19 protein-coding genes and 2 pseudogenes are annotated in these 26,172 nt (G+C 42.5%); 15 read left to right on the top strand and 6 right to left on the bottom strand.

All coding sequences use genetic code 11. The features are described from left to right. Positions 1-29: 29 nt before the first annotated feature. Positions 30-4,718: an SNF2-related protein gene (locus NSTC731_RS23285; protein ID WP_445626993.1), complete on the top strand. Its 4,689-nt coding sequence runs from the start codon at positions 30-32 to the stop codon at positions 4,716-4,718. 648 nt (positions 4,719-5,366) lie between these two features. On the opposite strand, the pseudogene NSTC731_RS23280 reads toward NSTC731_RS23285, so the two are convergent. Continuing rightward, a pseudogene (locus NSTC731_RS23280) lies at positions 5,367-5,546 on the bottom strand (hypothetical protein); the annotation flags it as partial. A 791-nt stretch (positions 5,547-6,337) separates the two neighbouring features. Here NSTC731_RS23280 and NSTC731_RS23275 point away from each other — a divergent pair. Further along, complete coding sequence (locus NSTC731_RS23275) at positions 6,338-7,174, top strand: SWIM zinc finger family protein (protein ID WP_445626992.1); 837 nt, start codon at positions 6,338-6,340, stop codon at positions 7,172-7,174. Positions 7,175-7,325: 151 nt separating this feature from the next. Here the strand turns inward: NSTC731_RS23275 and NSTC731_RS23270 are convergent. From NSTC731_RS23270 to psbD, 3 genes and pseudogenes are all read right to left on the bottom strand, one after another. Then, a pseudogene (locus NSTC731_RS23270) lies at positions 7,326-7,540 on the bottom strand (PCP reductase family protein). Positions 7,541-8,155: 615 nt separating this feature from the next. Next, positions 8,156-9,547, bottom strand: a complete 1,392-nt coding sequence (psbC, locus tag NSTC731_RS23265) for a photosystem II reaction center protein CP43 (RefSeq protein WP_445626991.1) — start codon at positions 9,545-9,547, stop codon at positions 8,156-8,158. Beyond that, the gene (psbD, locus tag NSTC731_RS23260) at positions 9,531-10,586 is read right to left on the bottom strand and encodes a photosystem II D2 protein (photosystem q(a) protein) (RefSeq protein WP_322694081.1); all 1,056 of its coding nucleotides are present in this window, start codon (positions 10,584-10,586) and stop codon (positions 9,531-9,533) included. Before psbD ends, psbC begins: the two co-directional genes overlap by 17 nt. Positions 10,587-11,510: 924 nt before the next feature. On the opposite strand from psbD, the gene NSTC731_RS23255 reads away from it, so the two are divergent. From NSTC731_RS23255 to NSTC731_RS23225, 7 genes are all read left to right on the top strand, one after another. Further along, entirely contained in the window at positions 11,511-12,080 is a 570-nt protein-coding gene (locus NSTC731_RS23255; RefSeq protein ID WP_322667183.1) for a photosystem I assembly protein Ycf4, read from the top strand. Between the two features lie 157 nt (positions 12,081-12,237). Further along, entirely contained in the window at positions 12,238-13,038 is an 801-nt protein-coding gene (locus NSTC731_RS23250; RefSeq protein ID WP_445626990.1) for a peptidylprolyl isomerase, read from the top strand. Between the two features lie 242 nt (positions 13,039-13,280). After that, positions 13,281-14,426 (top strand): beta-ketoacyl-ACP synthase, encoded by a 1,146-nt coding sequence (locus NSTC731_RS23245; RefSeq protein WP_445626989.1) that lies wholly within the window; start codon positions 13,281-13,283, stop codon positions 14,424-14,426. A 228-nt stretch (positions 14,427-14,654) separates the two neighbouring features. Beyond that, the gene (locus NSTC731_RS23240; RefSeq protein ID WP_445626988.1) at positions 14,655-15,179 is read left to right on the top strand and encodes a GNAT family N-acetyltransferase; all 525 of its coding nucleotides are present in this window, start codon (positions 14,655-14,657) and stop codon (positions 15,177-15,179) included. Between the two features lie 146 nt (positions 15,180-15,325). Next, the gene (locus NSTC731_RS23235) at positions 15,326-15,841 is read left to right on the top strand and encodes a GNAT family N-acetyltransferase (RefSeq protein ID WP_445626987.1); all 516 of its coding nucleotides are present in this window, start codon (positions 15,326-15,328) and stop codon (positions 15,839-15,841) included. A gap of 19 nt (positions 15,842-15,860) precedes the next feature. After that, positions 15,861-16,037, top strand: coding sequence for a hypothetical protein (locus NSTC731_RS23230; protein ID WP_445626986.1), 177 nt, complete (start codon positions 15,861-15,863; stop codon positions 16,035-16,037). Positions 16,038-16,481: 444 nt separating this feature from the next. Continuing rightward, on the top strand, positions 16,482-17,771 hold the full coding sequence (locus tag NSTC731_RS23225; protein ID WP_445626985.1) for a Glu/Leu/Phe/Val family dehydrogenase: 1,290 nt from the start codon (positions 16,482-16,484) through the stop codon (positions 17,769-17,771). A 207-nt stretch (positions 17,772-17,978) separates the two neighbouring features. On the opposite strand, the gene NSTC731_RS23220 is transcribed toward NSTC731_RS23225, so the two are convergent. Then, the gene (locus NSTC731_RS23220; RefSeq protein WP_445626984.1) at positions 17,979-19,100 is read right to left on the bottom strand and encodes a Gfo/Idh/MocA family oxidoreductase; all 1,122 of its coding nucleotides are present in this window, start codon (positions 19,098-19,100) and stop codon (positions 17,979-17,981) included. Positions 19,101-19,204: 104 nt separating this feature from the next. Next, positions 19,205-19,684: a hemerythrin domain-containing protein gene (locus tag NSTC731_RS23215; protein ID WP_445626983.1), complete on the bottom strand. Its 480-nt coding sequence runs from the start codon at positions 19,682-19,684 to the stop codon at positions 19,205-19,207. A gap of 353 nt (positions 19,685-20,037) precedes the next feature. On the opposite strand from NSTC731_RS23215, the gene NSTC731_RS23210 reads away from it, so the two are divergent. The 6 genes from NSTC731_RS23210 (at position 20,038) to NSTC731_RS23185 (ending at position 26,136) form a co-directional block, all read left to right on the top strand. Continuing rightward, positions 20,038-21,540 carry a RecQ family ATP-dependent DNA helicase gene (locus tag NSTC731_RS23210; protein ID WP_445626982.1) on the top strand — a complete coding sequence of 501 codons (1,503 nt, stop codon included), beginning with the start codon at positions 20,038-20,040 and terminating at the stop codon, positions 21,538-21,540. Positions 21,541-21,597: 57 nt separating this feature from the next. Beyond that, complete coding sequence (locus tag NSTC731_RS23205) at positions 21,598-22,137, top strand: hypothetical protein (protein WP_445626981.1); 540 nt, start codon at positions 21,598-21,600, stop codon at positions 22,135-22,137. A 6-nt stretch (positions 22,138-22,143) separates the two neighbouring features. After that, positions 22,144-23,367 carry a DNA-processing protein DprA gene (locus tag NSTC731_RS23200; RefSeq protein ID WP_445626980.1) on the top strand — a complete coding sequence of 408 codons (1,224 nt, stop codon included), beginning with the start codon at positions 22,144-22,146 and terminating at the stop codon, positions 23,365-23,367. A gap of 88 nt (positions 23,368-23,455) precedes the next feature. After that, a complete protein-coding gene (locus tag NSTC731_RS23195; protein WP_445626979.1) occupies positions 23,456-23,950 on the top strand; it encodes a DUF29 domain-containing protein in 495 nt (164 codons plus the stop codon). Between the two features lie 40 nt (positions 23,951-23,990). After that, positions 23,991-24,653 (top strand): hypothetical protein, encoded by a 663-nt coding sequence (locus NSTC731_RS23190; protein ID WP_322711332.1) that lies wholly within the window; start codon positions 23,991-23,993, stop codon positions 24,651-24,653. 160 nt (positions 24,654-24,813) lie between these two features. Beyond that, positions 24,814-26,136, top strand: coding sequence for a four-carbon acid sugar kinase family protein (locus NSTC731_RS23185; protein ID WP_445626978.1), 1,323 nt, complete (start codon positions 24,814-24,816; stop codon positions 26,134-26,136). Positions 26,137-26,172: the final 36 nt, after the last annotated feature.

Here is a 26,172-nt window from a genome sequence, read left to right as displayed (position 1 = left end):
AGTTTTGGGAAAATCTGAGTAGTTAGCAAATGGCGATTTTACACTGTAATTGGTTACTAAAAAATCAAAATGGTAGTTTATTTATTTGGGGGGAAACTTGGCGATCGCCACGAGTGAATTTGGAGTTGAATAGATCTGGAAATATCCCAGTACATCCATTGGCAATGACATCAGTGGAGTTGAGTGAGTGGTTGCGTTCCCAGAACATGGCAATTACCAACTTCATTCAGCAACCTCAAGTTGCGATGCCTGGGGCAAGCAAAGCGATCGCTACTACTGGGCGAACGCGCAAAGCCGCCAGTGCCACTGAAATCAGTTTGCCAACGCACTCCCAAATCATCGCTCTACCAACTTATATCCCAGAAGGTAGTAGTGAAGGAACAGCAGCAATTTTCCCTGTACATTCTGCTAGCTTGGGCGAAAATACAGACTCACCACAATATTTGCAACCGTGGCGAGTTGAGGGTTTTTGTCTTAACCCTAGCCAAGCAATAAAATTTCTCGCCGCGATTCCCCTGAATGCTGCTAAAGGGGAAGATGCTTTTTTGGGTGGAGATTTACGCTTTTGGTCGCAGGTTGCCCGATGGAGTTTAGATTTAATCTCCCGGTGTAAGTTTTTACCAACAATTGACCGACAATCAGATGGTACATTTGCTGCCAAATGGCGAGTACTTCTAGACAGTGCATTAGATGGAACCCGCCTAGAAAGATTTTCTGCGAATATACCGTTGGTTTGTCGTACTTATCAGGAGGGATTGGAGACTGGGGAGGAGTTTTCCCAATCCCTACTTTATATAGACTTTCCCACAGAACCTCAAGAATTACTTTTGGGATTTCTCAACAGTACGATAGATGCCCAAGTGAGAGAAATGATGGGTTCTCAACCTCCAATAGAAGCTAAGGCGATTGCATCTTTACCATCTGGGGTTCGACAGTGGTTGCAAGCCTTAACTAGTGGATCTGGTATCAATGCAGATGCACTTGAAGTGGAACGACTGGAAGCGGCATTGAAAGCTTGGACTATGCCGCTACAATACCAATTAACTCTTAAAAGTCAATTTCGTACCTGTTTTCAACTGCGTTCTCCAGAGTCTGGCGAAACAGATTGGACATTGGCGTATTTTTTGCAAGCGGCTGACGATCCTGAGTTTTTAGTGGATGCAGCAACTATTTGGAACAATCCAGTTGAAAGATTGGTTTATCAAAATCGGACAATTGAGCAACCACAAGAAACATTTTTGCGAGGTTTAGGGGTAGCTTCCCGATTATATCCAGCGATGTCTGGCGACAAGACGCAAAGCGCCTACGCACCCAGCTTAGAAACCGAATATCCCCAATCTTCTCGTCTCACCCCCATCCAAGCTTATGAGTTTATCAAAGCTGTAGCTTGGAGATTGGAAGACAGTGGTTTAGGAGTAATTTTGCCTCCCAGCTTGGCGAACCGCGAAGGATGGGCGAACCGTTTAGGTTTAAAAATTACAGCCGAAACCCCAAAGAAAAAGCAGGGACGTTTAGGCTTGCAGAGTTTACTAAATTTCCAATGGCAATTGGCAATTGGTGGACAGACTATTTCCAAAGCCGAGTTTGATAAACTTGTGGCTTTAAATAGTCCGCTAGTGGAAATTAACGGTGAGTGGGTAGAATTGCGACCCCAAGATATCAAGACAGCCCAAACATTTTTTACCACTCGCAAAGACCAAATGGCGCTTTCCCTGGAAGATGCTTTGCGTTTGAGTACAGGAGATACTCAAGCAATTGAAAAGTTACCAGTGGTCAGCTTTGATGCATCTGGGGCATTGCAAGAGTTGATTGGGGCATTAACAAATAATCAAGCGATCGCACCTTTGCCAACACCAACAGACTTTAAAGGACAGTTGCGACCTTATCAAGAACGTGGTGCTGCTTGGTTGTCATTCTTGGAACGCTGGGGCTTAGGCGCGTGTCTCGCCGACGATATGGGACTCGGTAAATGCGTAGCCAATGATACTCTAATAAATATAAATGGGCTGTTACGCACAGCTGAGACAATCTGGACAACTCACGCCAAAGAAACAGAGTTTGACGGCGAAGGATTTTGGTCTAACCCCACTGAGCAATTACTAGTTAATTCCATAAATGAAAAAACTGGCAAAATTGTCCAAGCTAATGTCAGGCGATTGTATCGGCAACAAGTCTGCGAAAAATTGCGAAAAATAACGTTAGAAGACGGTAGCCAGATCGCAATCACTCATCGTCACAAACTGCTAACAAGTAAAGGTTGGACAAATAACTTACAGGTGGGTGATTACGTTTGTGTACCAGGTAAAACTCTCTGGAATGGGCAATCACAAGACCCTGATTTAGTCAAATTTATTGCTTGGCAGATTGCTGAAGGGCATGAACTACCTGATGTGGGAAGAGTCACAATATCCCAAAAAGACATCAGAGTACTAGAGGATCTACTCCAAACTTGCCAACGCATTCAAAACCGTTATAACCTCAAAATTAACAGCCCTAATATCTCTACCTTCACTAATAAAGTTCCTTGTCTTCGAGTTAACAGTCAAGCCTATCGACGATTCTTAGAAGCTCAAGGTTATGTTTGGGGTAAACTATCGGCAGAAAAATCTATTCCGCCCTTCATTATGCAGGCAGATTTGGATAGCGTGCGGATATTTTTACAAAACTATTTCGATGCTGAGTCTGCTGTTCTTTTTAGGATGCGGAGTATTGAGATTTCTACAGCTTCAACTTTACTAATTCAGCAACTTTCTGCACTGTTGCGACGCTTCGGTATTTGGTTAAGAATATCGCCCAAACTAAAGTGTGCTACTAATGGAACTCGTACTTTACGCACCTACTATATTGGTGTAATTGGTGGAAATTCTGCCCGCAGATTCTTCCAAAAAATTGGTTTTAATAACTCAGAAAAACGGAGTAAATTAGAGCAAATTTGTCAACTGGTCAATAACACAAATATTCAAGGAATTCCTGCTTCTGATATTGTTGCTCAAGCAGTCAGAGGAACGAGGCTACCGTTGCGGCATTTTGGGATGCACAACACTGTTTACATTAATGGCTCACAGCAATTTTCTAGAGATAGTTTACAGCAAGTAATTGCTGGGATGAACCAGAGGATTAGTGGAGAAGCCCAAAAACAATATCAGCTACTAAAACCTTCTAAATGGACAACTCAAACTTTGTCAGCATATAGCAACCTAGATGTAGAACAGTTGAGCTTAACAAGACAGTATTTGCAATGTCTTCTCGATCGAGAGGTATTTTATTGTCGGATTGAATCTATAGAGGAGATAGATTATCAGGGATGGGTTTATGATTTTGAAGTTAGCGAACATCATAATTTTGTCGCTAACAATATTATTTGCCATAACACTGTCCAATTCATTGCTTTTCTGCTGCACTTGAAAGAACAAGATGCACTAGAAAATCCAACACTATTAGTTTGTCCAACTTCGGTTTTAGGCAACTGGGAAAGGGAAGTCAATAAATTTGCACCAAGCCTGAAAATTTTGCAATATCACGGTGACAAACGCCCAAAAGGAAAAGCATTTTTAGAAGCTGTAAAAAAGCACGATTTAATCGTTACCAGCTACTCATTGCTTCATCGAGATATCAAGTCATTGCAAAGTGTCTCTTGGCAGATAATAGTTTTAGATGAAGCCCAGAATGTGAAAAATCCAGAGGCGAAACAGTCAAAAGCAGTACGGCAATTAGAAGCGACATTCCGCATTGCATTAACGGGGACACCAGTAGAAAATAGACTGCAAGAACTATGGTCTATTTTAGATTTTCTCAATCCTGGGTATTTAGGGAATAAGCAATTTTTCCAGAGGCGGTTTGCCATGCCAATTGAAAAGTATGGTGATACGGCTTCTTTGACTCAGTTACGTTCATTAGTGCAACCATTTATACTGCGACGATTGAAAAGCGATCGCGACATCATTCAAGATTTACCAGATAAGCAAGAAATGACCGTATTTTGCGGTCTGACTAGCGAACAAGCTGCACTTTATCAACAAATTGTAGAACAATCTTTAGTAGAGATAGAATCTGCTGAAGGATTGCAACGCCGGGGGATGATTTTGGCTTTGTTAATCAAACTCAAACAAATCTGCAATCACCCAGCCCAATATTTGAAAGAAGCGACATTAGAGCAACATAATTCAGCCAAACTTCTGCGCCTAGAAGAAATGTTAGAAGAAGTTTTAGCAGAAAGCGATAGAGCTTTGATTTTCACACAATTTGCTGAGTGGGGTAAATTACTTAAACCCTATTTAGAAAAACAGTTAGGACGAGAAATATTCTTTTTATATGGTAGCACTAGCAAAAAACAACGTGAGGAAATGATTGACCGTTTCCAACACGATCCTCAAGGGCCACCAATTATGATTCTTTCTTTGAAAGCGGGTGGAGTAGGACTGAATTTAACACGAGCTAATCATGTATTCCACTTTGATAGATGGTGGAATCCAGCCGTGGAAAATCAAGCCACAGATAGAGTATTTCGGATTGGTCAAACCCGGAATGTGCAAGTACATAAGTTTGTTTGCACTGGCACTTTAGAAGAAAAAATTCATGACATGATTGAAAGTAAAAAACAATTGGCTGAACAAGTTGTGGGTGCTGGGGAAGAATGGTTGACTGAACTGGATACAGACCAACTTCGTAACTTACTAATACTCGATCGCAGTGCAGTAATTGACGATGATGCAGAATAAGTTCTTAATCATGTAAAAACTAGAAAGACTATTTTGTGTTGCAAGTGATTGAGATATTGCGATGCGATCGCTTACCAAAACGACTTGCATTGAATTGAGTAATCGAATGCGAGATGCTAAAAATAGCACCTCATATCATGTCCGCCTAATTAGTTATGATTCCTGAATCTGTGCAAAAACCAGGAAAACCTCTTTCCCCCTGCCCCCTGCTCCCTGCCCCCTGCGGTCTTAATGATAAGTCTTTAACCGGACATGATATCACAAGGCGTTGCTATGCCCATCCCACAAAACTAGCAAAATCATCCCGCAAAAAATATGCAACGCCCCTCCCAAACCCCGTACTGCTTGGTGATGGCAGAGTGCTAATAAAGATTAAACAATCACAAAATTGTCTTCGGTGAGTGACAATCCAGCACTTAGTTGTGCAAATTTTACCTGAGTAAACCCAGATGTACTACCATCAAGGTCAAAGAACAGTCCACCTGTGGCGCTGTTGTAGATAAATCGCTAAGTGCTAGTGGTTGCAGATGTTCCGATGGTAAACTGACTTGTCTTAAGTGAAGGCGTTGACAACCCGCCACCAAAACCAGCAGCCGATACCCGAATCAGTTCATTAGTGGCGTTGAAGTCATAAAGATTATCAACACCTTAATTGTAACTATTGAAAGCAAAGGTATCAGTACCATCATTTCCATAGAGGGTGTCATTACCTTTTCCACCTGTGAGGATATCATTGCCATTACCACCATAAAGAGTGTTATTGCCTAATGCCTCATAAGCAGAAAGAGTATCATTGCCATCACCCCCAGAGAGTAGGTTCTTGCCTGTAGAGACAGGGGAATTAAATCTCCAGCTTGGTTAAAAAATTTGACAATTGAATACCTAAAATTCGGCGTTGTTGAATTGAAGTATGAATCTGGATGTAGAGACGTAGCACTGCTACGTCTCTACAAGGATTCTGGTATTATGCAAAATCATTTTCATACATGGAATTAGCAACGCCCAAAATTCACACTCGATATTTGGTTTCTTGCGAGCGTCTAAGTTCTAGTAGAAGAAAAAATAGTCAAGTGTTGTTCGGAAAAGATATTTTTATACCCTCCTTGTAGGCTTCTTTGCATAGATATCTAGCTTGAAAATAGAGAACATCTAAAGAACCCAACACTGACCATATACTACCATTTTTACTTAGATATCTTTGCTTAAAGATACATCTTTGTATATTCTTCACATTATTTGCTGATAAATTTATGTAAAAATACCTTGTTTATGTAGTATTAATCTTTTGATAGTCAATCTTGCCGAAGGCTATTACGGACTGATATAACGTTTGTAACCAAGAAACCTGCGAACGCAGAGATTAGTGCTTCCGGCTCTAAAGCGCAAAGCAATCAAATGACCTCTGTTCTCAAAAATTCTCAAATGCTTGAGACATTGCTAATGGATCTGATGGCTGTGGTTGAGATTAAAGGCTAATACTTCTTAGTAAAGAACAAAAGCAGGGTAAAGTTATAATTATTTTATTCGTCTAAGAAGTGCAATGCCTACGGCGGCTTGCGCCTACGGATTTTTTAACTAGTCCTCAATCTCCAGTTCTTTTTACTTTGAGTGAAGCAACCATGACCAATTATACTCTTCAAGCAAGTCGAGAATGGTGGTCGCAACAATGGCTAGATTTGCTAGATTCCTATCGCTTTAAAAAGCGTTTAGAACGTGCCAGAAATTATGCTCGTCAAGGAAATGTTTTGAGCATTGAATTTAAAGGTGCAAAAGTATTGGCTAGGGTGCAAGGTAGTGAAGTAGAACCTTATAAAGTTTCTCTTTCCCTTGAACCATTTACCGATGAACAGTGGGGTTATGTAATTGAAAGCATGTCCCAAAAGGCAATTTTTGCTGCCAAATTACTAGCAGGAGAAATGCCACAAAATATAGAAGAAGTCTTCACGGCTAATGGTCTTTCGATATTTCCATTTACCCTTGGTGATGTCCACAGTAAATGCTCTTGTCCCGATAAAGCAAATCCTTGTAAACACATTGGTGCGATATACTATCAGTTAGGCGATCGCTTCAGTGAAGACCCCTTTGTACTATTTCAATTGCGCGGACGTTCTAAAGAGCAAATTATTAGCGACTTGCGTAAATTACGTAGTGCCAAGATTGAACCTAATACTACAGAAACGGTTGATGTTCAACAGTCAATTACTAATAACAAATACTCAGTAAAAATTGACTCTTTCTGGCAATACAATGAGCCACTAGAGTCATCCTTGGTAGTGATTGTACCGTCTAGCAGCGAGACGATATTAGATGTATTGGGAGCGATTCCCTTAGCAAAGGAAGAGGAAAACGCAGTAAATTCAACTTCGAGTGATGTGGTAATGAAATATTTAAATACCGTTTACAGAGATGTAAGTCAGAAGGCTGTTTTAGCAGCAATGAATGTAGAAGGAAGTTGATAATAATTCGTAATACTCGCCTTCATGCGAGAAGCAAGCTACGTAATTCATAATTCGTAATTATGAATTAAATTGACTAGAATATTCTCGCCTTAAAACTCTATCTCTTTATGGGTAGAGTGTTTACCAATTCTGTATTCTAACTCCTGATTTATTGTCCAAACTCAAGCCTAGCCTGTTCTACCAAATCACCAGTCACAACATCTTGGCCTGCTTCACGAGCCAGCTGTTCAATTCTGGCTTTAGCTTGAGAGCGGACAAAAAAGGGAATATTTTGTAACTTTTCTTTAGCTAGGGAATATTTTGTAACTTTTCTTTAGCTTCAGATGTCCATCGCAAAGTATCAATAAAATTGGAATCGTTCATAAATTAGTTACCTTGGCAAGTCGCTTACTTTAATTAACGTGAGTTCGACGAGTGCTATTTTGACCTCTCCCCCAGCCCCTCTCCTACCAGGAGCTACAGTGTACACACAAGTCCTTCTGACCCCCTCTAACTCCCCCTTGGTAAAGGGAAGAACCGGATATTTCCCCCCAAAACATCGGGGGGATTAAGGCTTTCAAGGGCAGGCTTTTAGGCTTTCGATAAATAGTTGAGAATGTTCTCAATTATTGAACGTAGTTTTAAGTTTTCAGACAATGGTTTTGGTTTTAAAATCCCAAAAATTTGTCTAATCAAAAAAACCTGCCCCAGAAAGGGGGATTAAGGGGGGGTAAATTCAGGGTTTAAGCTTCATTACCAAGATATGTGTACACCGTAGCCTACTAGGAGAGGGGAGCAAAAACCCTCCTTACTCGTTACTCCTCCCTCTCCCAAGGGGAGACGCACTCGCGTTCGCCTTTTAGGAGAGGGAGGCTGTCCGGGAGAGGTCTGTCGAACTCACGTTTAATTAATAGATTACTAATTTTCGTATAAAAAAAGCCCTTGCTTTTATGCAAGAGCTTTTAAATTAATAGTCAGTGATGAAATAAACTTTACAACCTAATCTAGGTCGTCCATGAACATCACCGGCTCAGTATCACGGTTAATTCCTTTCTCAAAACCACCAGCCGCAGCCCGTGCGCGACCAGCGTGCCACAAGTGACCAACTAGGAAGAAGAATGCTAGTACGAAGTGAGAAGTCGCCAACCAAGCGCGAGGAGATACGTAGTTGAAGGAGTTAATTTCGGTAGCCACACCACCTACGGAGTTCAAAGAACCCAGAGGAGCGTGGGTCATGTATTCAGCAGCGCGACGAGCTTGCCAAGGCTGAATATCATTCTTGATTTTTTCCAAGTCAAGACCATTCGGACCACGTAGAGGCTCCAACCAAGGGCCGCGGAAATCCCAGAAGCGCATGGTTTCACCACCAAAGATGATTTCACCAGTTGGAGAGCGCATCAGGTATTTACCTAGACCAGTAGGGCCTTGGGCAGAACCGACGTTAGCACCCAAGCGTTGGTCACGAATCAAGAAGGTCAAAGCCTGAGCTTGAGAAGCTTCTGGTCCAGTAGGACCAAAGAACTCACTTGGATAAACGGTGTTGTTAAACCAAACAAAGATTGAGGCAATGAAGCCCATAAGAGAAAGAGCGCCCAAGCTGTAGGAGAGATAAGCCTCACCAGACCAGATGGATGCACGACGTGACCAAGCAAAAGGCTTGGTAAGAATGTGGAAAATACCACCAGAAATTAAGATAAAGGCGACCCAGATGTGACCACCGACCACATCTTCTAAGTTATTGACGCTGATAATCCAGCCTTCGCCGCCAAAGGGAGACTTGATTACATAGCCAAAGATAACTGCTGGGTTCAATGTCGGATTGGTAATAATCCGAACATCACCACCACCTGGTGCCCAAGTGTCATACAACCCACCAAAGAACATTGCCTTTAACACTAATAGCAATGCACCGAATCCCAAAATAATCAGGTGGAACCCGATGATGTTGGTCATCTTGTTCTTGTCTTTCCAGTCGTAACCAAAGAAAGAAGAATATTCTTCTAAGGTTTCTGGACCGCGAACGGCGTGATAGATACCGCCAAAGCCAAGGACGGCTGAGGAAATTAGGTGGAGTACACCGATAACAAAGTAGGGGAAAGTATCGATAACTTCACCACCAGCACCAACACCCCAACCCTGAGTGGCAAGGTGAGGTAACAAAATCAAGCCCTGTTCGTACATGGGCTTTTCAGGAATGAAGTGAGCGACTTCAAACAAAGTCATCGCTCCAGCCCAGAATACAATCAAACCAGAGTGGGCAACGTGAGCACCCAGTAGTTTGCCAGATAAGTTGATTAAACGGGCGTTACCAGACCACCAGGCAAACCCGGTGGATTCTTGGTCGCGTCCAGCGCCGCCTAAGATATTTGGTCTATTAGAGAGCGTTACCACGTGGTAATACCTCCTCAGGGAATACAAATTGTTCGTGGGGTTGATCTTGAGGAGCCATCCAAGCGCGGATACCCTCGTTGAGCAAAATGTTTTTGGTATAGAAGGTTTCAAACTCCGGGTCTTCCGCCGCCCGTAATTCTTGGGAGACGAAATCATAAGCCCGCAGGTTGAGTGCTAAACCGACGATGCCGACGGCACTCATCCACAAGCCTGTGACTGGCACGAACAACATAAAGAAGTGCAACCAGCGTTTGTTGGAGAAAGCAATCCCGAAAATCTGTGACCAGAAACGGTTTGCCGTCACCATTGAGTAGGTTTCTTCCGACTGGGTGGGATTGAAGGCGCGGAAGGTGTTAGCACCATCACCATCTTCAAACAAGGTATTTTCGACTGTGGCACCGTGAATCGCGCACAGTAGCGCACCACCCAATACACCCGCAACACCCATCATGTGGAAGGGGTTGAGTGTCCAGTTGTGGAACCCTTGCAGGAATAACAGGAACCGGAAGATAGCCGCGACGCCAAAGCTGGGTGCAAAGAACCAGCTTGATTGTCCCAAGGGGTACATCAGGAATACGCTGACGAATACCGCAATCGGAGCTGAGAAGGCGAGAGCGTTGTAAGGGCGGATACCTACTAGACGAGCAATTTCAAATTGCCGTAACATGAAGCCAATCAAACCGAAGGCTCCGTGTAGGGCAACGAACGGCCACAAGCCACCCAGTTGGAACCAACGGGTGAGGTCGCCTTGGGCTTCTGGTCCCCACAACAGCAATAGGGAATGTCCCATGCTGTCGGCGGGAGTTGATACTGCCACTGTCAGGAAGTTACAGCCTTCTAGGTAGGAAGAGGCTAATCCGTGGGTGTACCAAGAGGTGACGAAGGTGGTGCCGGTCAGCCAACCGCCTAGTGCTAGGAAGGCGCAGGGGAATAATAATATCCCTGACCAACCTACGAATACGAAGCGATCGCGCTTGAGCCAGTCGTCGAGAACGTCAAACCACCCTCTACTGGGGGCGCGTCCAACTGCGATGGTCATCGGACTAAAATCCTCTTTTTTTACTAAAATTGCAACGTTTCTAAGGCATTACGGAAAGCCAATGTAACCGACTGCCGTGAGGAATTAACGTTTTTTTTGACAATCTCAACTGCTTTTAAGTAACTGAGATTCTGAGAGCTTACTGACTAGTTAAGTCATTATTTCTCAGGGTTATGACATTACACGTACCATCGGCTAGTAATCTAGCTTGTGGTAACTTAATGATTCTTAACTTATCACACTACTCAGGGTTTTTGCCTGATACGCAAAAGGAAATGAGCTATGAAACACGAACCTTATAAATAATATGAATATCAGAAATTTTACAATTTGACACAACTTTTCTCAGAAATCTAAAAAAATTTAATGCAGATGGAGGTAGGTAGAATAACTCATTTCAAGAGGTCAAAAAGAGGCAGGGACAGGAAAGCAGGGAATTAAGAGGGGCAGAGAGTGAGGGAGTAAAGAATTTTGATCGGCCATTGAGTAAAAAAATAGTACAACATTACCTGAAAAAATTATATCGGTAGCAGGAACATGGAACGGCGCAGTTGAGTTTTTGTCAACGATATTTGGTAAAATAATCTGGATAATGACTTTGCGGCCACGTCGGTGATACACCTCTGGAAAACCTATGTGAAACGTTAGACAAGGAGAAAGGAAGTTGGCATATCTTGACTAATACAAATAGCCTAAGTGGTTTGTCCCGTAGTACAAGAAAGCCAGCATTATCCGAAACAGGAAAATTTGTAGGGTACAAAGTGAAAAATTTCTAGTCTGCGGCAGGGTTCCCGTGGACTTAAAACATAGCTCTTTGTGCCTCCTAAGCAATAGCCGGATTGGCAGAGAAACCCACCACTCTATGCAAAAGCATTTAGTGTACGAGTATGTGACAGCGAGTATCTCACGGGCAATGGTAGTTCAATGACGACATCAACAACGATTAACAAAGGCGATCGCCTCCTGCACCAAAATGTTCTCGGTTCTCGTCGGTTCAGTAACTACTGGTGGGCAACTATCGTTACCTTGGGAGCAAGCGGCTTTCTATTGGCTGGAATATCCAGTTATTTAAAAGTTAATTTACTCATAGTTTCCGATCCCACTCAACTGGTATTTGTCCCCCAAGGATTAGTAATGGGGTTATATGGTACTGCTGGCTTGCTATTAGCTACATACCTGTGGTTAGTGATTTTATTGGATGTTGGAGGCGGTTACAACGAATTCGATCGGGAAACTGGCGCAATCAAAATCTTCCGTTGGGGGTTTCCTGGTAAAAACCGCCGAATTCAGATTGATAGCCGCATAGAAGATGTCCAATCTGTATTAATAGACATAAAAGAAGGTCTTAACCCCCGTCGCGCCCTCTATCTACGCATTAAAGGACGGCGAGATATACCATTAACACGGGTTGGACAACCAGTATCTTTAACAGAGTTGGAAACAGAAGGCGCAAAGTTAGCCCGCTTTTTGGGAGTATCGTTAGAAGGATTGTAAGGGAGTGAGGGAAGAAGAGGGGGAGCAGGGGGCAGGGGGCAAGGGGGAAAAGAAAAATTCCTTCTTTCCCCTCTGCTCCCAGCTCCCTGCCCCTCTGTCTCTTGTGCCCAATGCTCCTCAAAACGATAAGATACTCTGGTTAAATCGGTAACAGGCAATGCGGTTAAAAATTTCTCAATTTTTGCTTTCTCTTGTGATTATCAGTGCTTTGATCTTGGGAGGATGTTCAACACAGCAAGTCGCTTCTAATAGCTCTTCTCCAAACTCGACAGCTACCTCGACCACAACCGAGGCGAGTACCAAGACAACTACTGAAGCAACTTCTGTATCTCAAACTAGTAGTGAGAGCATTCCTGGACTGGCAGATTTACCGCGCCTCGAAGGCAAGGCTACTGTGGTAATCACGGTTAAAGGTTCGCCGATTACTATCGAAGTAGACGGTACTGATGCCCCCATTACAGCTGGCAACTTCGTAGATTTAGTGCAAAAGGGGGTTTACGATGGTTTAGCTTTCCATCGAGTTGTGCGCGAACCCCAACCGTTTGTAGTTCAAGGGGGCGATCCTCAAAGCAAAGACCCGAAAGTTCCAGCAGACAGACTGGGAACAGGTAGCTATATTGACCCAAAAACAGGAAATGCTCGTTATATACCTTTAGAAGTTAAGCCCAAAGGTTCAGATACTCCGATTTACAATAAACCATTTGATGCTACTGCTCAACCCGTCGTATTGCCCCATAAACAGGGTGCAGTAGCAATGGCGCGATCGCAATCACCAGATTCAGCTTCTGCCCAGTTTTACTTTGCTTTAGCGGATCTAGCATTTTTGGATGGTAACTACGCCGTGTTTGGCAATGTCACTCAAGGCTTTGATGTCGTAAACAAAATTCAGCAAGGCGATCGCATTGACTCTGCTAAAGTCACTCAAGGTGCTGAAAACCTGAAAACACCAGGAAAGTAGGGAAAGAGGCAGGGGAGCAGGTCTTTCTGGGGCAGGTTTTTTTGATTAGACAAATTTTTGGAATTTTAAAACCAAAACCATTGTCTGAGAACTTAAAACTACGTTCAATAATTGAGAACATTCTCAACTATTTATCGAAAGCCTAAAAGCCTGCCCTTGAAAGGGGGAGCAGGTGGTCACTGAGCGTAGCCGAAGTGGGAGCAGGGGGGCAAAGGAAAAACTCTTAACTCTTAACTCCTAAATTGGTCAAAATTGTTGTTACTGGTATTGGTTTAGTTTCCGCCTTGGGTGGAAGCTTCGAGGATAGCTGGCGAAATTTAATCGCAGGTAAATCTGGAATTCGGTTACATCAACCATTTTCAGAATTTACACCACTTCCTCTAGGTTTGATTGGCGAACAACCATCTGAGTTGACAAGGTTAACTCGGATGGTTGTTGCTTCTGCTTTACAAGATTCTGGGTTAGTTGCACCTTTAGCTGATTGTGCTGTAGTCATTGGATCGAGTCGCTCTTATCAAGCGTCTTGGGAAAAATTGGCGCGGCAAATGTATAACGCGGAAAATTTTCCTGTGTCCTCTTTGGGAAATTGGCTAGATACATTACCTCATATAAATGCGATCGCAGCTGCAAGACAAATCGGTGCATCGGGGATAGTTTTGGCACCGATGGCAGCTTGTACTACTGGAATTTGGTCTATTGCCCAAGCAGCTATGCTTATACAAACTGGGCAATGTCAACAAGCGATCGCAGGTGCAGTAGAAGCACCGATTACACCTTTAACTTTAGCTGGGTTTCAACAGATGGGTGCTTTGGCAAAAACTGGGGCTTATCCCTTTGATTTGCACAGAGAAGGCTTAGTCTTGGGTGAAGGCGCAGCTGTGTTTGTCTTAGAATCAGCAGAGTTGGCAAAGCAGCGTCAAGCAAAAGTGTATGGTGAAATTCTCGGTTTCAGCTTAACCAACGACGCATATCATAGTAATTCACCAGAACCCGAAGCCAAAAGTGCGATCGCTGCTATCAAACAATGTCTAGAACGTAGTTGTCTATTACCAGGCGATATTGATTACATTCATGCTCATGGTACAGCTACCCAACTAAATGACCAGATGGAGAGCATGGTAATTCAGCGTTTGTTTCCCCAAGGCGTGGCGGTTAGTTCCACCAAGGGAAGCACAGGTCATACACTAGGGGCATCTGGAGCTATAGGTGTAGCTTTTTCTCTCATGGCGCTAAAGCATCAAATATTACCGCCTTGTTTAGGATTGCAGCAGCCAGAGTTTGATTTAGATATCGTGACATCTGCACGTATAAGTAAAATTCGACAGGTATTATGTTTGAGTTTTGGCTTTGGGGGACAGAATGCCGCGATCGCGTTAGCAGCTCTTTAGCTCCCTTGTCACCTCCTCAAGTCAAAAACGTTAAAGGGAAAAGGGGAAGGTGGGGCCCCAAGAAGGGGATAAGGGGCGGGGGAAAAGGGAAAGAAAAAACCTTTAACCCAACCCCAGTAACCTTTTCCCCAAACCAAATTCTGAGTTCAAAATGCACAAAGCGAGTAGTATTGCATCTACTTGTTACTATAGTTTTGAAAAATAAATTGTGATTAAAAGGGAATATGAATGGCGATTGCTATTCGACAAGCTCGTGACGACGAACTTGAAGCGCTGATTCCGATACTACTGTTGGCAGAAGAATCGGAGCGTGCACTGCGATGGGGGCTTGCTAACCTCGTTGATGCTGTATATCGCATGGACGACAACGAACACTTGGTTGGTGCAGCAACGATGAAATGGCGCAGCGACCCCTGCGAAATTATGGAACTTGGTATAGCCCCTGAGTTTCAAAGGCAGGGTTTAGGTAAGGAGTTCGTTGCTTGGTTGATTCAAGAGGCGAAGCAACGCGGCAAGAAACAGATGCTCGTTGGCACGTCTAATTCAAGTCTTGGCAACATTGCTTTTTATCAAAAGTGCGGATTTCGGATGGATCGTGTGCGCCATGACTACTTTTGGTATTTACCTCAGCCAAGTTACGAAAACAGCATTCAGATTCAGGACATGCTCGTATTTCGTTTAGATTTGGTGCCATGCTCAACTAGGAAAAAAAACAAACTCAAAGAGGAAAAGCAAATTAGGTATGAAAGCTAGGGTAAAATTAGTTCTTCAGGATGAAGAGAGAGAATGGCAGCAATAATGGTTCCCACTTAATGCCTGCTCACCGAAAAATTTACAGATTAATTGAGATAGTAGCTTCGATATAGGTATAGCTACTTTAAGCTTGAGTGACTAGTGCTATGTACATTGAATCATTATCGATAGCAACCTTGGAGCAAGCAATTCACCTAAGAGAAGAAGTTTTCCCAGGCGTGAGTAATAGTAGTGATAGTCCATCGCTGGTGGCAAGTTTATATCTAGATGAATATGCTCAATGGTTTTCAAACAGTGGAATTACCCAACTCAATTACTGGGTTGCGATCGATGAGCAATCTTTCCAAGTAATTGGGCTAACTGGGTTATATTGCAAAAGCGAAGACGAACAAGAAGCTGACTGGTTAGGCTGGTTTTGTGTAGCATCACGATTTCGAGGAAAAGGAATTGGAAAAGAGCTATTAGACTTTACCATCGACTTAGCACAAGCAAAAGCAAAAAGGTACTTACGTTTGTATACTTGGGAACATCCTTCTTCTTATGTAGCCCGGATGCTTTATCTCAAACGCGGTTTTTACCAAATTGGTGAATCCCCAAACAAAAGCGGATTTAAAACTATCTATCTTGAACTCCAACTCGATAGCATTATTCACAGTGGATGAAGAAATTTTTTTATAGATTTTGTCAAAGCTTACATCATCGGCAGCTAACAAGCCAATTCCGATCGCAGGCAGAACCTTTCATCGCAACTTTAGAGGAAGAGGCAATCAACGGTGCGAAGCGATGCCTACAGCAGTAAACTATTCTCCTAGAACAAATGCACCAGAACCACAGTTACATAGATTGCGACAGTGTTGATCGCTCAAAGCCTTGACAAAACTGGGTTTTATACTTAGCACTGGCTCAACGCCCCGCTATCCATGTACAGCACTTTGCTATGGGACTTCCAAGAAATAAATTATCCACTCTTGTGGGGTGGGCGACACGAGCGCCCGTTGACAGGGGCGGACAAGATGTCATTGGTGTCAACTTAACGTGAAACCGAACGTCCGCCAGGGATTAAAATCCCTGTCTCATAGCAAAAGTCTTCTGAAGAGGACTGAAGATTACAGTCCATTTTAATGGACTTGGGTTATTAGACCGCCGTTTTAACGGTGGGCGGACTGCTTTACACCCAGAGCAGAATATACAATATAAAACTGTAACAAAAACTACAAAATAAGTCTTTTACCCAAAAAAAAGGATAAGCTTAGGTACAGATGAGATCCGGTTCGCAAAGATACCGTGATTAGGAGAAAATTTATGATTTCAAGATCCTCGTTGCTGTCAGAACCTGCTTCGCCAGCGCATATATGCCCCTTTGACCAAGCGTGTAGTTACTTAGAAGCGGCAGCTAAAGAATTAAATTTAAATCAGGGTTTGCTAGAAATTCTCAGCCACCCGCGTAAGGTTGTCACGGTTTCCATTCCCGTGAAACTAGATGATGGGGAAATACAAGTTCTCGCTGGACACCGAGTGCAGCACTCTGATGTCTTAGGCCCATACAAGGGCGGAATTCGTTACCATCCGGCTGTGACATTGCGCGAAGTATCTGCTTTAGCAATGCTGATGACCTGGAAATGTGCCTTATTAGGTATTCCTTACGGTGGTGGGAAAGGTGGCATTGCTATAGATCCCAAACGCTACAGTGTTGGCGAATTAGAGCGAATCAGTCGCCGTTATATCAGCGAGTTGATTAAAGATATTGGGCCTTCTGTAGATATTCCTGCGCCAGATATGGGTACTTCTGCCCGTGAAATGGCTTGGATGATGGATACTTACTCTGTGAATGTTGGTCATGCTGTACCAGGAGTTGTAACTGGGAAACCCCTTTCGATTGGTGGTTCTCTGGGACGAGAAATGGCAACCGGACGTGGCACAATGATTATTGTCCGTGAGGCGCTAGCAGATCGAGGTAAATCTTTGGTAGGAGTGCGAGTAGCCATTCAGGGTTTCGGTAACGTTGGCTGTGCCGCAGCAGAATTACTACATGAAGCAGGCGCGAAAATTATCGCCGTTTCAACTGGTGCAGGCGGAATATTCTCCGAAGCTGGTCTTGATATTCCCAAATTAAAAGTCTACGCGGCTGAAAATCGCAAGAGTATTGTCGGTTTCCCGCAATCTGTACCAATTAGCAATGCAGATTTATTAACTCTACCCTGTGATGTCTTAATACCAGCAGCTTTGGAGAACCAAATCACTGAAGAAAATGTGAATCAGGTGCAGGCGCAAATTGTCGCAGAAGCAGCTAACGGCCCGGTTACTCTTGAGGCTAACTTGGCCTTAGAGGCGCGGGGTGTGACAGTGTTACCAGATATTTTGGCGAATGCTGGCGGTGTAGTAGTCAGTTATTTAGAGTGGGTGCAAGGTCTTTCTTACGTATTTTGGGATGAGGAGCGCGTCAACCGCGAAATGGAACATTTGATGGTGCAAGCCTATCGCAAGGTGATTCATCAGTCGGAGGTACGGCAAATTTCTTTAAGGCTAGCAGCTTATACACTGGGGGTAGGTAGAGTGGCTCAAGCGTTGACTGACAGAGGTCTTTATCCTTAATATTTGGGCATAGACAGCAGTTTTTAATTGAATAAATAACATATAAGGGCACAACTATAATATTGTGTCCTTATTATGTTATGAATAGCCGATGTTTCTGTTAAGCGATCGCTACAACATAACTAGTGGTTTGATTAGAGGCTGCTGACTCAATTTATAATTGCAGGCAGCAGCCTACATAAATGCATTCCCATTCGGAAACCAACCTTACGACTCGCTAGAAGGTGCAGCAGCATGAATTAAGTCTGGCTTCTCGTCATTAGGAGGACGCTCAATAGTTTGAGCCGATGTGGGACGTTGATGGCGATTGCGAGTTTGGATCTGTACAGGTTTACCTGTCTCAATTGACTCGTAAAGTGCTTGAATAATCGAAACATCAATCAACCCTTCCGTCCCAGATGGTTCTGGGTCTTTATCTTCGAGAATACAATCAGAGAAGTAGGTAAATTCAGCCGCTAGTTGATCGCGATCTTCAAAGGTACGCTCTTGAGTTTCACCATTAATTGTCAGGTAATGCTTGATTTCTCCCTGCCAAGGATATGCGGGGTCTACTCGTAAATCGCCTTGAGTACCTACAATCTGATAAGTTGAAACACTTGCCCCTCCAAAACTACAGGTAAATGTTGCCAATCGCTCATTCGGAAAACGCAAGATGACGCTAGCCATTTCTTCCACTTCGCTGAAGCGTTGTTCTCCGTTATTGGCAGCTACGGCAAATACTTCAATTGGTTCATCTTGAAATAGATAACGTGCAGCATTAATGCAGTAGATGCCAATATCGTAGAGCGTGCCACCACCGGTAACATCTCGTAAACGAATATTGCCCTCTTCTACTTGCTGAGTAAAAACCGAATTGAAAATCCGTGGTTCACCAATTTGCTTTGAGCGCAAAATTTCAACTGCTTGTAAATTGGCTGCTTCTAAATGTAAGCGATAGGCAATCATCAGCTTCACATTGTTATCATTAGCAGCTTGAATCATTGTTTCACACTCTTTTTCTGTAACTGCCATTGGCTTTTCACATAACACATGAATTGCCTGATTAGCAGCCCGCACAGTGTAGTCACAATGCAAGTGATTAGGTAGCGCAATATAAACTGCATCAACCTCGCCGCTTGCCAAACAGTCCTCATACTCTTCGTAGGAGTAAGTATGCTCAATACCATACTTTTTGCTCAGTTCTTCGTTTTTAGTGGGATCATCTGAAACTAGTGCCACTAATTCTGAGTTTTCGGTGTTGGCAAACGAAGGTAAGGCAGCTTCTTGGGCAAACCAACCTAAACCAACAACGGCGTAACGAATTTTGTTCTTAGCATTTGTAGCAGTCATTTTTCTACTCTTTAATGAAGGAATATTTTGGTAATTTTAATGCCCTAATTACGTGTAAATTATGGCTAACATATTTATGCAAACATCTAGAACAAAGCGCATTACTACATTGCTAATGCAGCTTCTACATTTGACACCAACTTAGCTTTAGTTTCTTCAAACTCTTGTCCTAATTCAGTTAGCTCTTGCTCGCTCATACATTCGTGCACAGCATTAAAAATCTCGCTTTCTTCTTCTTTTACATGATGCTCAAGTGTTTCCTTCAATTCACTCATTTTTTCTTTAAATTCAGGGTTATTAGGCTTAAGCGCCTTAATTTCTTCTAAAATAACTGAAATTTCTTCATGTTCTTCTTCAGCTTCTTCAACATATTCTTCAGTTTCTTCATATTCTCGCAAAGCTGGGTAGAAGACTAATTCTTCAGTTCTTGCATGTAAGATCGCTTCTATATAGATTTGATTGAATTGCTCAACCAACTTTGCACCTTTAGCTTTTTCTGCTTCTGCAAAAAGTTTCTCAATTTGCCGATGCTCTGCTTCAATTAATGAAAGAATGTCTGTTGATTTAGCTTTAGTTTTAGCCATTTTTGCCTCAGTAATAATCGATTTATCAGACTGATATTTGGAGGTTAATGAATGGGAACTCGTATATTCTCAATGACTTGGGAAATGAAAACCTCATTCTTTGAGTAAGCTTTAATTTAGACTTAAGGAATATTTTCGGTATTGCACCTTAACTGAAATTCATAACCTCAGCATGATGGATGCTGAGTATGTAGCGTTAGCAGGTCAAAGCTACAACCCAAACCTCGAACACCTGTTGAAGATTCCCACACATTTGGTACAGCCTTACAAAGAAGCGGTGTAAGTCTTAAACACAACTAAGTTTTGTTTGTCTTTGATGTTACAACAGAAATGACAAAAGCTACTTAGTATATATGACAACCGACCTCCAAAAACAGGGATTATTGCTTCTGCGTCAAGCGCTTGATAATTCCACAGCCAATTTTCGCCCTGGACAATGGGAAGCGATTGAAGAATTACTCCAGCAGCGATCGCGTCTACTAGTTGTTCAACGTACCGGTTGGGGTAAAAGTCTAGTTTATTTTTTAGCAACTCGCTTGCTACGCGATCGAGGCGCTGGTTCTACTCTTTTGATTTCGCCACTACTGGCTTTGATGCGAAACCAAATTGTAGCAGCCCAACGCATTGGTGTAAAAGCCAAAACAATTAACTCCAGCAATACAGATGAATGGCAATTAGTAGGAACACAGTTGCTAGCAGGAGAAGTAGATATTCTGCTAATTTCTCCCGAAAGACTAGCTAACGAAGAATTTCGGGAAAAAATTCTTTTACCAGTATCTCAATGCATAGGTTTATTTGTTGTTGACGAAGCTCATTGTATTTCCGATTGGGGACATGATTTTCGCCCTGATTATCGCCGGATTGTGAGAATTTTACAGGCACTTCCCCAAAATATCCCAGTCTTAGCAACAACGGCTACAGCTAACAATCGAGTTGTAAACGATTTAGTTGCTCAATTAGGATCAAATCTGCGTGTTTCCAGAGGAAATTTAACCAGACAAAGTTTACATCTGCAAAATATTTCTATCCCCAGCCCAGCAGCACGAATCGCATGGTTAGCTCAACAGCTTCCTAATTTACCAGGAAGTGGGATTATTTATACCTTAACTGTGAGAGATGCTGAAAGAGTTGCCAATTGGTTAAAAACTCAAAATATTCATGCTAAGGCATATCATAGTAATTTAGACAATGAAGTTCGTATAGTATTAGAAGATGAGCTTTTGAACAATGAAATTAAAGTATTAGTAGCAACAACAGCATTAGGAATGGGTTTTGACAAACCAGATTTAGGATTTGTCATTCATTACCAGCGTCCTGGCTCAGTTGTCCATTATTATCAGCAGGTAGGACGAGCAGGAAGAGCGGTAGAAAAAGCTTATGGAATTCTTCTCAGTGGTGATGAGGATGATGATATAACTAACTATTTCATCAATACAGCTTTTCCTCCAGAGGTGCATACGCAACAAATTTTAAATGCACTTAATGCAGCTTTAGATGGTTTTTCTATTCCCCAATTGGAGCAGCAACTGAATCTATCACGAGGACAAATTGAGAAAGTTTTAAAACTGCTTTCACTAGAATTTCCTGCACCTGTAACTAAGCAAAATTCAAAATGGTATCTGACCCCAGTCTCTTATCAACCTGACACTGAAAAAATTGAAAAGCTTACACACATTCGTCGCCAAGAACAAGCTAGAATGTTACAATATATGCAAAGTCAAGAATGCTTGATGAGTTTTCTCGCAACAGAATTAGACGATCCTCATCCCACAGCTTGCGGTAAATGTGCTGTGTGTTTAAATAGACCGTTATTACCAGAAGCTTTCTCAATTGAGCTTGTAAATAAAGCAATTTAATATTTACGTCGCAGCGACCAAATCATTGAGCCACGCAAACAATGGACACCACAAGCATTGCCTAATTATGGCTTTTCAGGCAATATTAAAAATAATTTTCAAGCAGAAGAAGGAAGGGCATTATCTTTATGGGGCGATGCAGGTTGGGGAGAATTAGTCAAGCAGGGTAAATATCAAGATAATCATTTTGATGATGCACTAGTCCAGGGTATTTTTGACATGATTCAACGTTGGCTACCAAAACCCTTTCCGACTTGGATAACTTGTGTTCCCTCATTGAATCGTCCAGAACTCGTACCAAGCTTTGCTCAAAAACTGGCAGATAAATTAGGCTTACCTTTTATGCCAATTGTGCAGAAAGTTCACCAAACTGAATTGCAGAAAAAGATGAGCAACAGTTACCAACAAGCTCATAATTTGGACGGGGCTTTTGCCGTTGACTCTTGGCAAGGAATGAGTGGTTCTGTTTTCTTGGTTGATGATATAGTTGATTCCCGTTGGACTTTTACTGTAATTGCAGCACTTTTGCGTCGTGCTAACAGTGGGGTAGTTTTTCCTGTGGCATTAGCACTCAATTCATTCGGTCAAGGGGATTAGAAAATCATGTTAAATCATGTCCTGCAACCAGATACTCAAGCAATTTTGCTGTTGTGTGCCAGCTTTGGGCAAAATCGCCAAATTGAGCCACAACCCCTAACCCTGAGTGAATATAATTCTCTAACAGAGTGGTTGCGGGAAAACCAGATGCGTCCGGCAGATTTACTAGAATCTACAGGCAAAGAACAGTTAGAAAAAATTACTGTTAATAAGCTTAACCCTGAAAGGCTTTCAGCTTTATTAGAACGGGGTATGATGCTAAGTTTAGCTGTTGAGAAGTGGACTAATCAGGGATTGTGGGTGTTGGGAAGAAGTGACGCAAACTATCCTAAACGTCTCAAGCAAAAGCTGAGACATTCAGCACCAGCAATTCTCTATGGTGTTGGCAATATCGAACTGCTATCTCTAGGAGGATTAGCAATTCTCGGTTCTCGTGATGTCGATGACGAAATACTTGGTTACACGCGAAGAGTTGCACAAAACAGCGCTGTACAAGAAATGCAAGTGATTTCTGGTGGGGCGCGTGGGGTAGACCAAGCAGCAATGCTAGCCGTGTTGGACGCAGGAGGAACATCTGTTGGTGTCTTAGCGGATAGTTTGACGAAATCGGCAGTGAACAGCAAATATCGCTCTAGTATTCAAGAGGGTAGGCTTACTTTAGTTTCTAGTTATGACCCTGAAGCTGGTTTTAATACTGGTAATGCGATGGGGCGAAACAAATATATTTATGCTTTAGCAGATTATGCTCTTGTAGTCAGTTCTTCTTTTGGTAAAGGCGGTACTTGGGCGGGTGCAGTAGAAGCGCTTTCCAAACTTCAAGATATCCCAGTTTTTGCCCGGTTGGATGGGTCTGTGTCAGAAGGTAATCAGCAACTCCACAATCAAGGCGCAAAAGCTTTTCCGGCTGAACCCTGGAATAATTCATTGAGAGAACTTTTGGCAAAAGCGGCTTCTTTGGTTGAATCAGTACAGGTTGAGGTAGAAACAACAACTCAAAAGACTGTCTTGGATATTCATCCACAAGATATTTATCAAGCTGTTTTACCATTTATTCTTAATCATTTACAGCAACCGAAAGATGCAAAATCTCTGGCGGAATCTTTGGATATCAGATTATCTCAAATGCAGGATTGGTTAAACAGGGCTGTAAATGAAGGTAAGGTGAGAAAAATTAATAGACCAGTGGCTTATATAGTCAATAAACCAGTGACTCAACTTTCTTTATTATGATGGTGTCATCAGGGAATTCAAAATCTTAAGCATAATTGGTGTATAAAACACCAGTGTCTAATAGGAATAATAGGAGTTTAACAAGTGTATGGTGATACAAATAGAACCAACAACTCAGACTTTATACGACCAAGATTATTACCTTTGGCTGAGGACAACCATCAACCAACTTCGCGCTGGTCAGTTTTCATCTGTAGATTTAGATAACTTAATTGAAGAGTTGGAAGATATGGGGAGGAACCACAAGCGAACGGTGAAAAGTTTGTTAATTCGACTTTTTGAACATCTACTTAAGCTTACATACTGGGATATGGAACGGGAGCGAAATGAAGGGCATTGGAAAGGTGAAATCAGGACATTCCGTAGAGATATTAAGGATGAACTCAAAGATAGTCCTAGCTTAAAACCTTACATTTTAGAAATATTTGATCAATGTTATCAAGATGCAAGGAAAGAAGCAAGCGATCGCTCTCAACTTACCATTGACATATTCCCCTCTATACCCATTGGCTCTTTAGAACAAATCTTAGATGAAAACTGGTTTCCTGAATATAACCACAATCATCACGGTAAACCCGATTAAAATGAATACGCAACTTGGGTTTCCATAGGAGTATGCAGACGTGCAGCCGGACTTAATAGGCTTAGAAATTAGTAAGGGGGAACTGAGACGTTTGACTGGGTTCGATCCAGAAGACGTTTTTCGACCCTCGGTTTTGCGAGATGGCAAAAAGCGATTAGGGTTTTTTATCAGTGAAATGCTGGTGACGCTGGCGCTAACGCCAATAATTGTAGGCTTTGTTTACGCGTTTATTATTCTACCAACTATTGGTTCTTCAGTTCGACTAGGAATTCTTTTACTAATTTTAGTGCCAATGCCGATATTAGTGGGGCGATGGCTATGGCGACAATTAACCTGTCCCGAAGGACTGACAATACTTTTAGATGAAGTTGATAAATATCATGACCTGGTTGCTGCTATAGATATTAATGACCAATTAGCAGCATCAGGAAACGTAGAAAGCAGTATCCATGACCGAGATAAAGTCACTGCTGCCTTGCAACTAATTAGAGAAGATTTAGTTCGCGCTCTGAAAACGGAACGAATTTTGCGAGATAATAAAAAATTGCTTGCTAATAACCAAGAGTTATTTGTGAATAATTTAGCCAGTCTGCGAGCTTTACAAGTTAGTAGTCAAGCAGGCGAATATGCTCAACTGCTAAATCAATCATTGCAAATTGCGATCGATGTGCAAGCAGAAATCAGAAAATTGCAAAAAGGCTAAGAGAATGTTTGTAAAAGTGGTTACACGAGAATTTACCTGCCTCCACAGGTTAGAAAACCCTTGATTTTGGATTAGTTCACGGGAGGTGGACTTTACTCATGTAGTAGTGACTTCTAGTCACCCAATATTTTTTCAGAAAACAATCGCCCCGTTGACTTAAATGAGCAACAAACCCAAAATAATTGTCCTGGATGATGACCCTACAGGTTCTCAAACAGTCCACAGCTGCCTGCTGCTAATGCACTGGGATGTAGACACTCTACGCAGTGGGTTACAGGATGATTCGCCGATTTTCTTTGTGCTGACTAATACTAGAGCGCTAACGCCAGAGTCAGCTGCATCTGTCACCAAAGAAGTTTGCCATAACCTGAAAATCGCTTTGAAGGCTGAAGGAATTGAAGATTTTCTAGTTGTCAGCCGTTCTGATTCTACTTTGCGGGGACATTATCCCATTGAAACAGATGCGATCGCCCAAGAACTCGGCCCCTTTGATGCTCATTTTCTCGTACCAGCATTTTTTGAGGGGGGACGCATCACCCGTGACAGCGTGCATTACTTGATGATTGGCGGTGTACCCACCCCAGTCCATGAAACCGAATTTGCCCGTGATTCCGTCTTCAGCTACCATCACAGTTACTTACCCAAGTACGTCGAAGAAAAGACTCAAGGACGAATTAATGCCGAAGCTGTAGAAAGGTTTCTCTTGGCCGATATTCGCGCTGGCAGTTTGGAACGATTGTTACAACTTCATGGTAATCAGTGCGCTGTCGTCGATGGTGAAACTCAAGCCGATCTCAACCGCTTTGCAGTGGATATATTAGCAGCCGCAAGTCAAGGCAAACGCTTTCTATTTCGCAGTGCAGCAAGCATTTTAACGGCTTTAGCTGCTTTACCTCCCCAACCCATTGCTGCCGAAAACATGGCTCAGTACGTGCGCCAAGGCAAACCAGGTGCGGTGATTGTTGGTTCCCATGTGAAAAAGACTACCCAGCAATTAGAGGCGCTGTTGCAACTAGAAGGAACTGTCGGCATCGAAGTAAATGTAGAGCGATTACTTGATGATGCAAATCAATCTGCGACATTACTAACTGAAATCCAAGAAAGTACACGGACGGCACACGAAGCTGGCAAAACACCAGTGGTTTATACTAGCCGTCAGGAACTAAATTTTCAAGATGCCAAGACAAGATTGGAGTTTGGGGAAAAAGTTTCAAGTTTATTGATGGATATTGTGCGCGGTTTACCATCTGATATAGGATTCTTAATCAGCAAGGGTGGCATTACTTCAAACGATGTCTTGAGTACTGGACTAGCTTTAACTTCAGCCCGTTTACTCGGTCAAATTTTAGCTGGTTGTTCAATGGTGTTAACGTCATCCGATCATCCCCAGTTTCCTGATTTGCCTGTGGTGCTGTTTCCAGGTAATGTCGGCGATGCTGATGCCTTGGGGACAGTTTATCAAAGGTTGACCTTGCCAATTTGAGATTTGAGACTTGAGATTAAATAATATTTTGGTTCA

The sequence above is a fragment of the Nostoc sp. DSM 114167 genome (assembly GCF_052692655.1).
Note: the sequence above shows the minus strand (reverse complement) of the source record. Positions and strands in the feature narration are given on the sequence as shown.

Coding starts and splice junctions, on each gene's coding strand:
- NSTC731_RS23285 (WP_445626993.1), top strand. CDS start 30: ATGGCGATTTTACACTGTAATTGGTTACTAAAAAATCAAAATGGTAGT.
- NSTC731_RS23275 (WP_445626992.1), top strand. CDS start 6,338: ATGACCAATTATACTCTTCAAGCAAGTCGAGAATGGTGGTCGCAACAA.
- psbD (WP_322694081.1), bottom strand. CDS start 10,586: ATGACCATCGCAGTTGGACGCGCCCCCAGTAGAGGGTGGTTTGACGTT.
- NSTC731_RS23255 (WP_322667183.1), top strand. CDS start 11,511: ATGACGACATCAACAACGATTAACAAAGGCGATCGCCTCCTGCACCAA.
- NSTC731_RS23250 (WP_445626990.1), top strand. CDS start 12,238: ATGCGGTTAAAAATTTCTCAATTTTTGCTTTCTCTTGTGATTATCAGT.
- NSTC731_RS23240 (WP_445626988.1), top strand. CDS start 14,655: ATGGCGATTGCTATTCGACAAGCTCGTGACGACGAACTTGAAGCGCTG.
- NSTC731_RS23235 (WP_445626987.1), top strand. CDS start 15,326: ATGTACATTGAATCATTATCGATAGCAACCTTGGAGCAAGCAATTCAC.
- NSTC731_RS23225 (WP_445626985.1), top strand. CDS start 16,482: ATGATTTCAAGATCCTCGTTGCTGTCAGAACCTGCTTCGCCAGCGCAT.
- NSTC731_RS23220 (WP_445626984.1), bottom strand. CDS start 19,100: ATGACTGCTACAAATGCTAAGAACAAAATTCGTTACGCCGTTGTTGGT.
- NSTC731_RS23215 (WP_445626983.1), bottom strand. CDS start 19,684: ATGGCTAAAACTAAAGCTAAATCAACAGACATTCTTTCATTAATTGAA.
- NSTC731_RS23210 (WP_445626982.1), top strand. CDS start 20,038: ATGACAACCGACCTCCAAAAACAGGGATTATTGCTTCTGCGTCAAGCG.
- NSTC731_RS23200 (WP_445626980.1), top strand. CDS start 22,144: ATGTTAAATCATGTCCTGCAACCAGATACTCAAGCAATTTTGCTGTTG.
- NSTC731_RS23195 (WP_445626979.1), top strand. CDS start 23,456: ATGGTGATACAAATAGAACCAACAACTCAGACTTTATACGACCAAGAT.
- NSTC731_RS23185 (WP_445626978.1), top strand. CDS start 24,814: ATGAGCAACAAACCCAAAATAATTGTCCTGGATGATGACCCTACAGGT.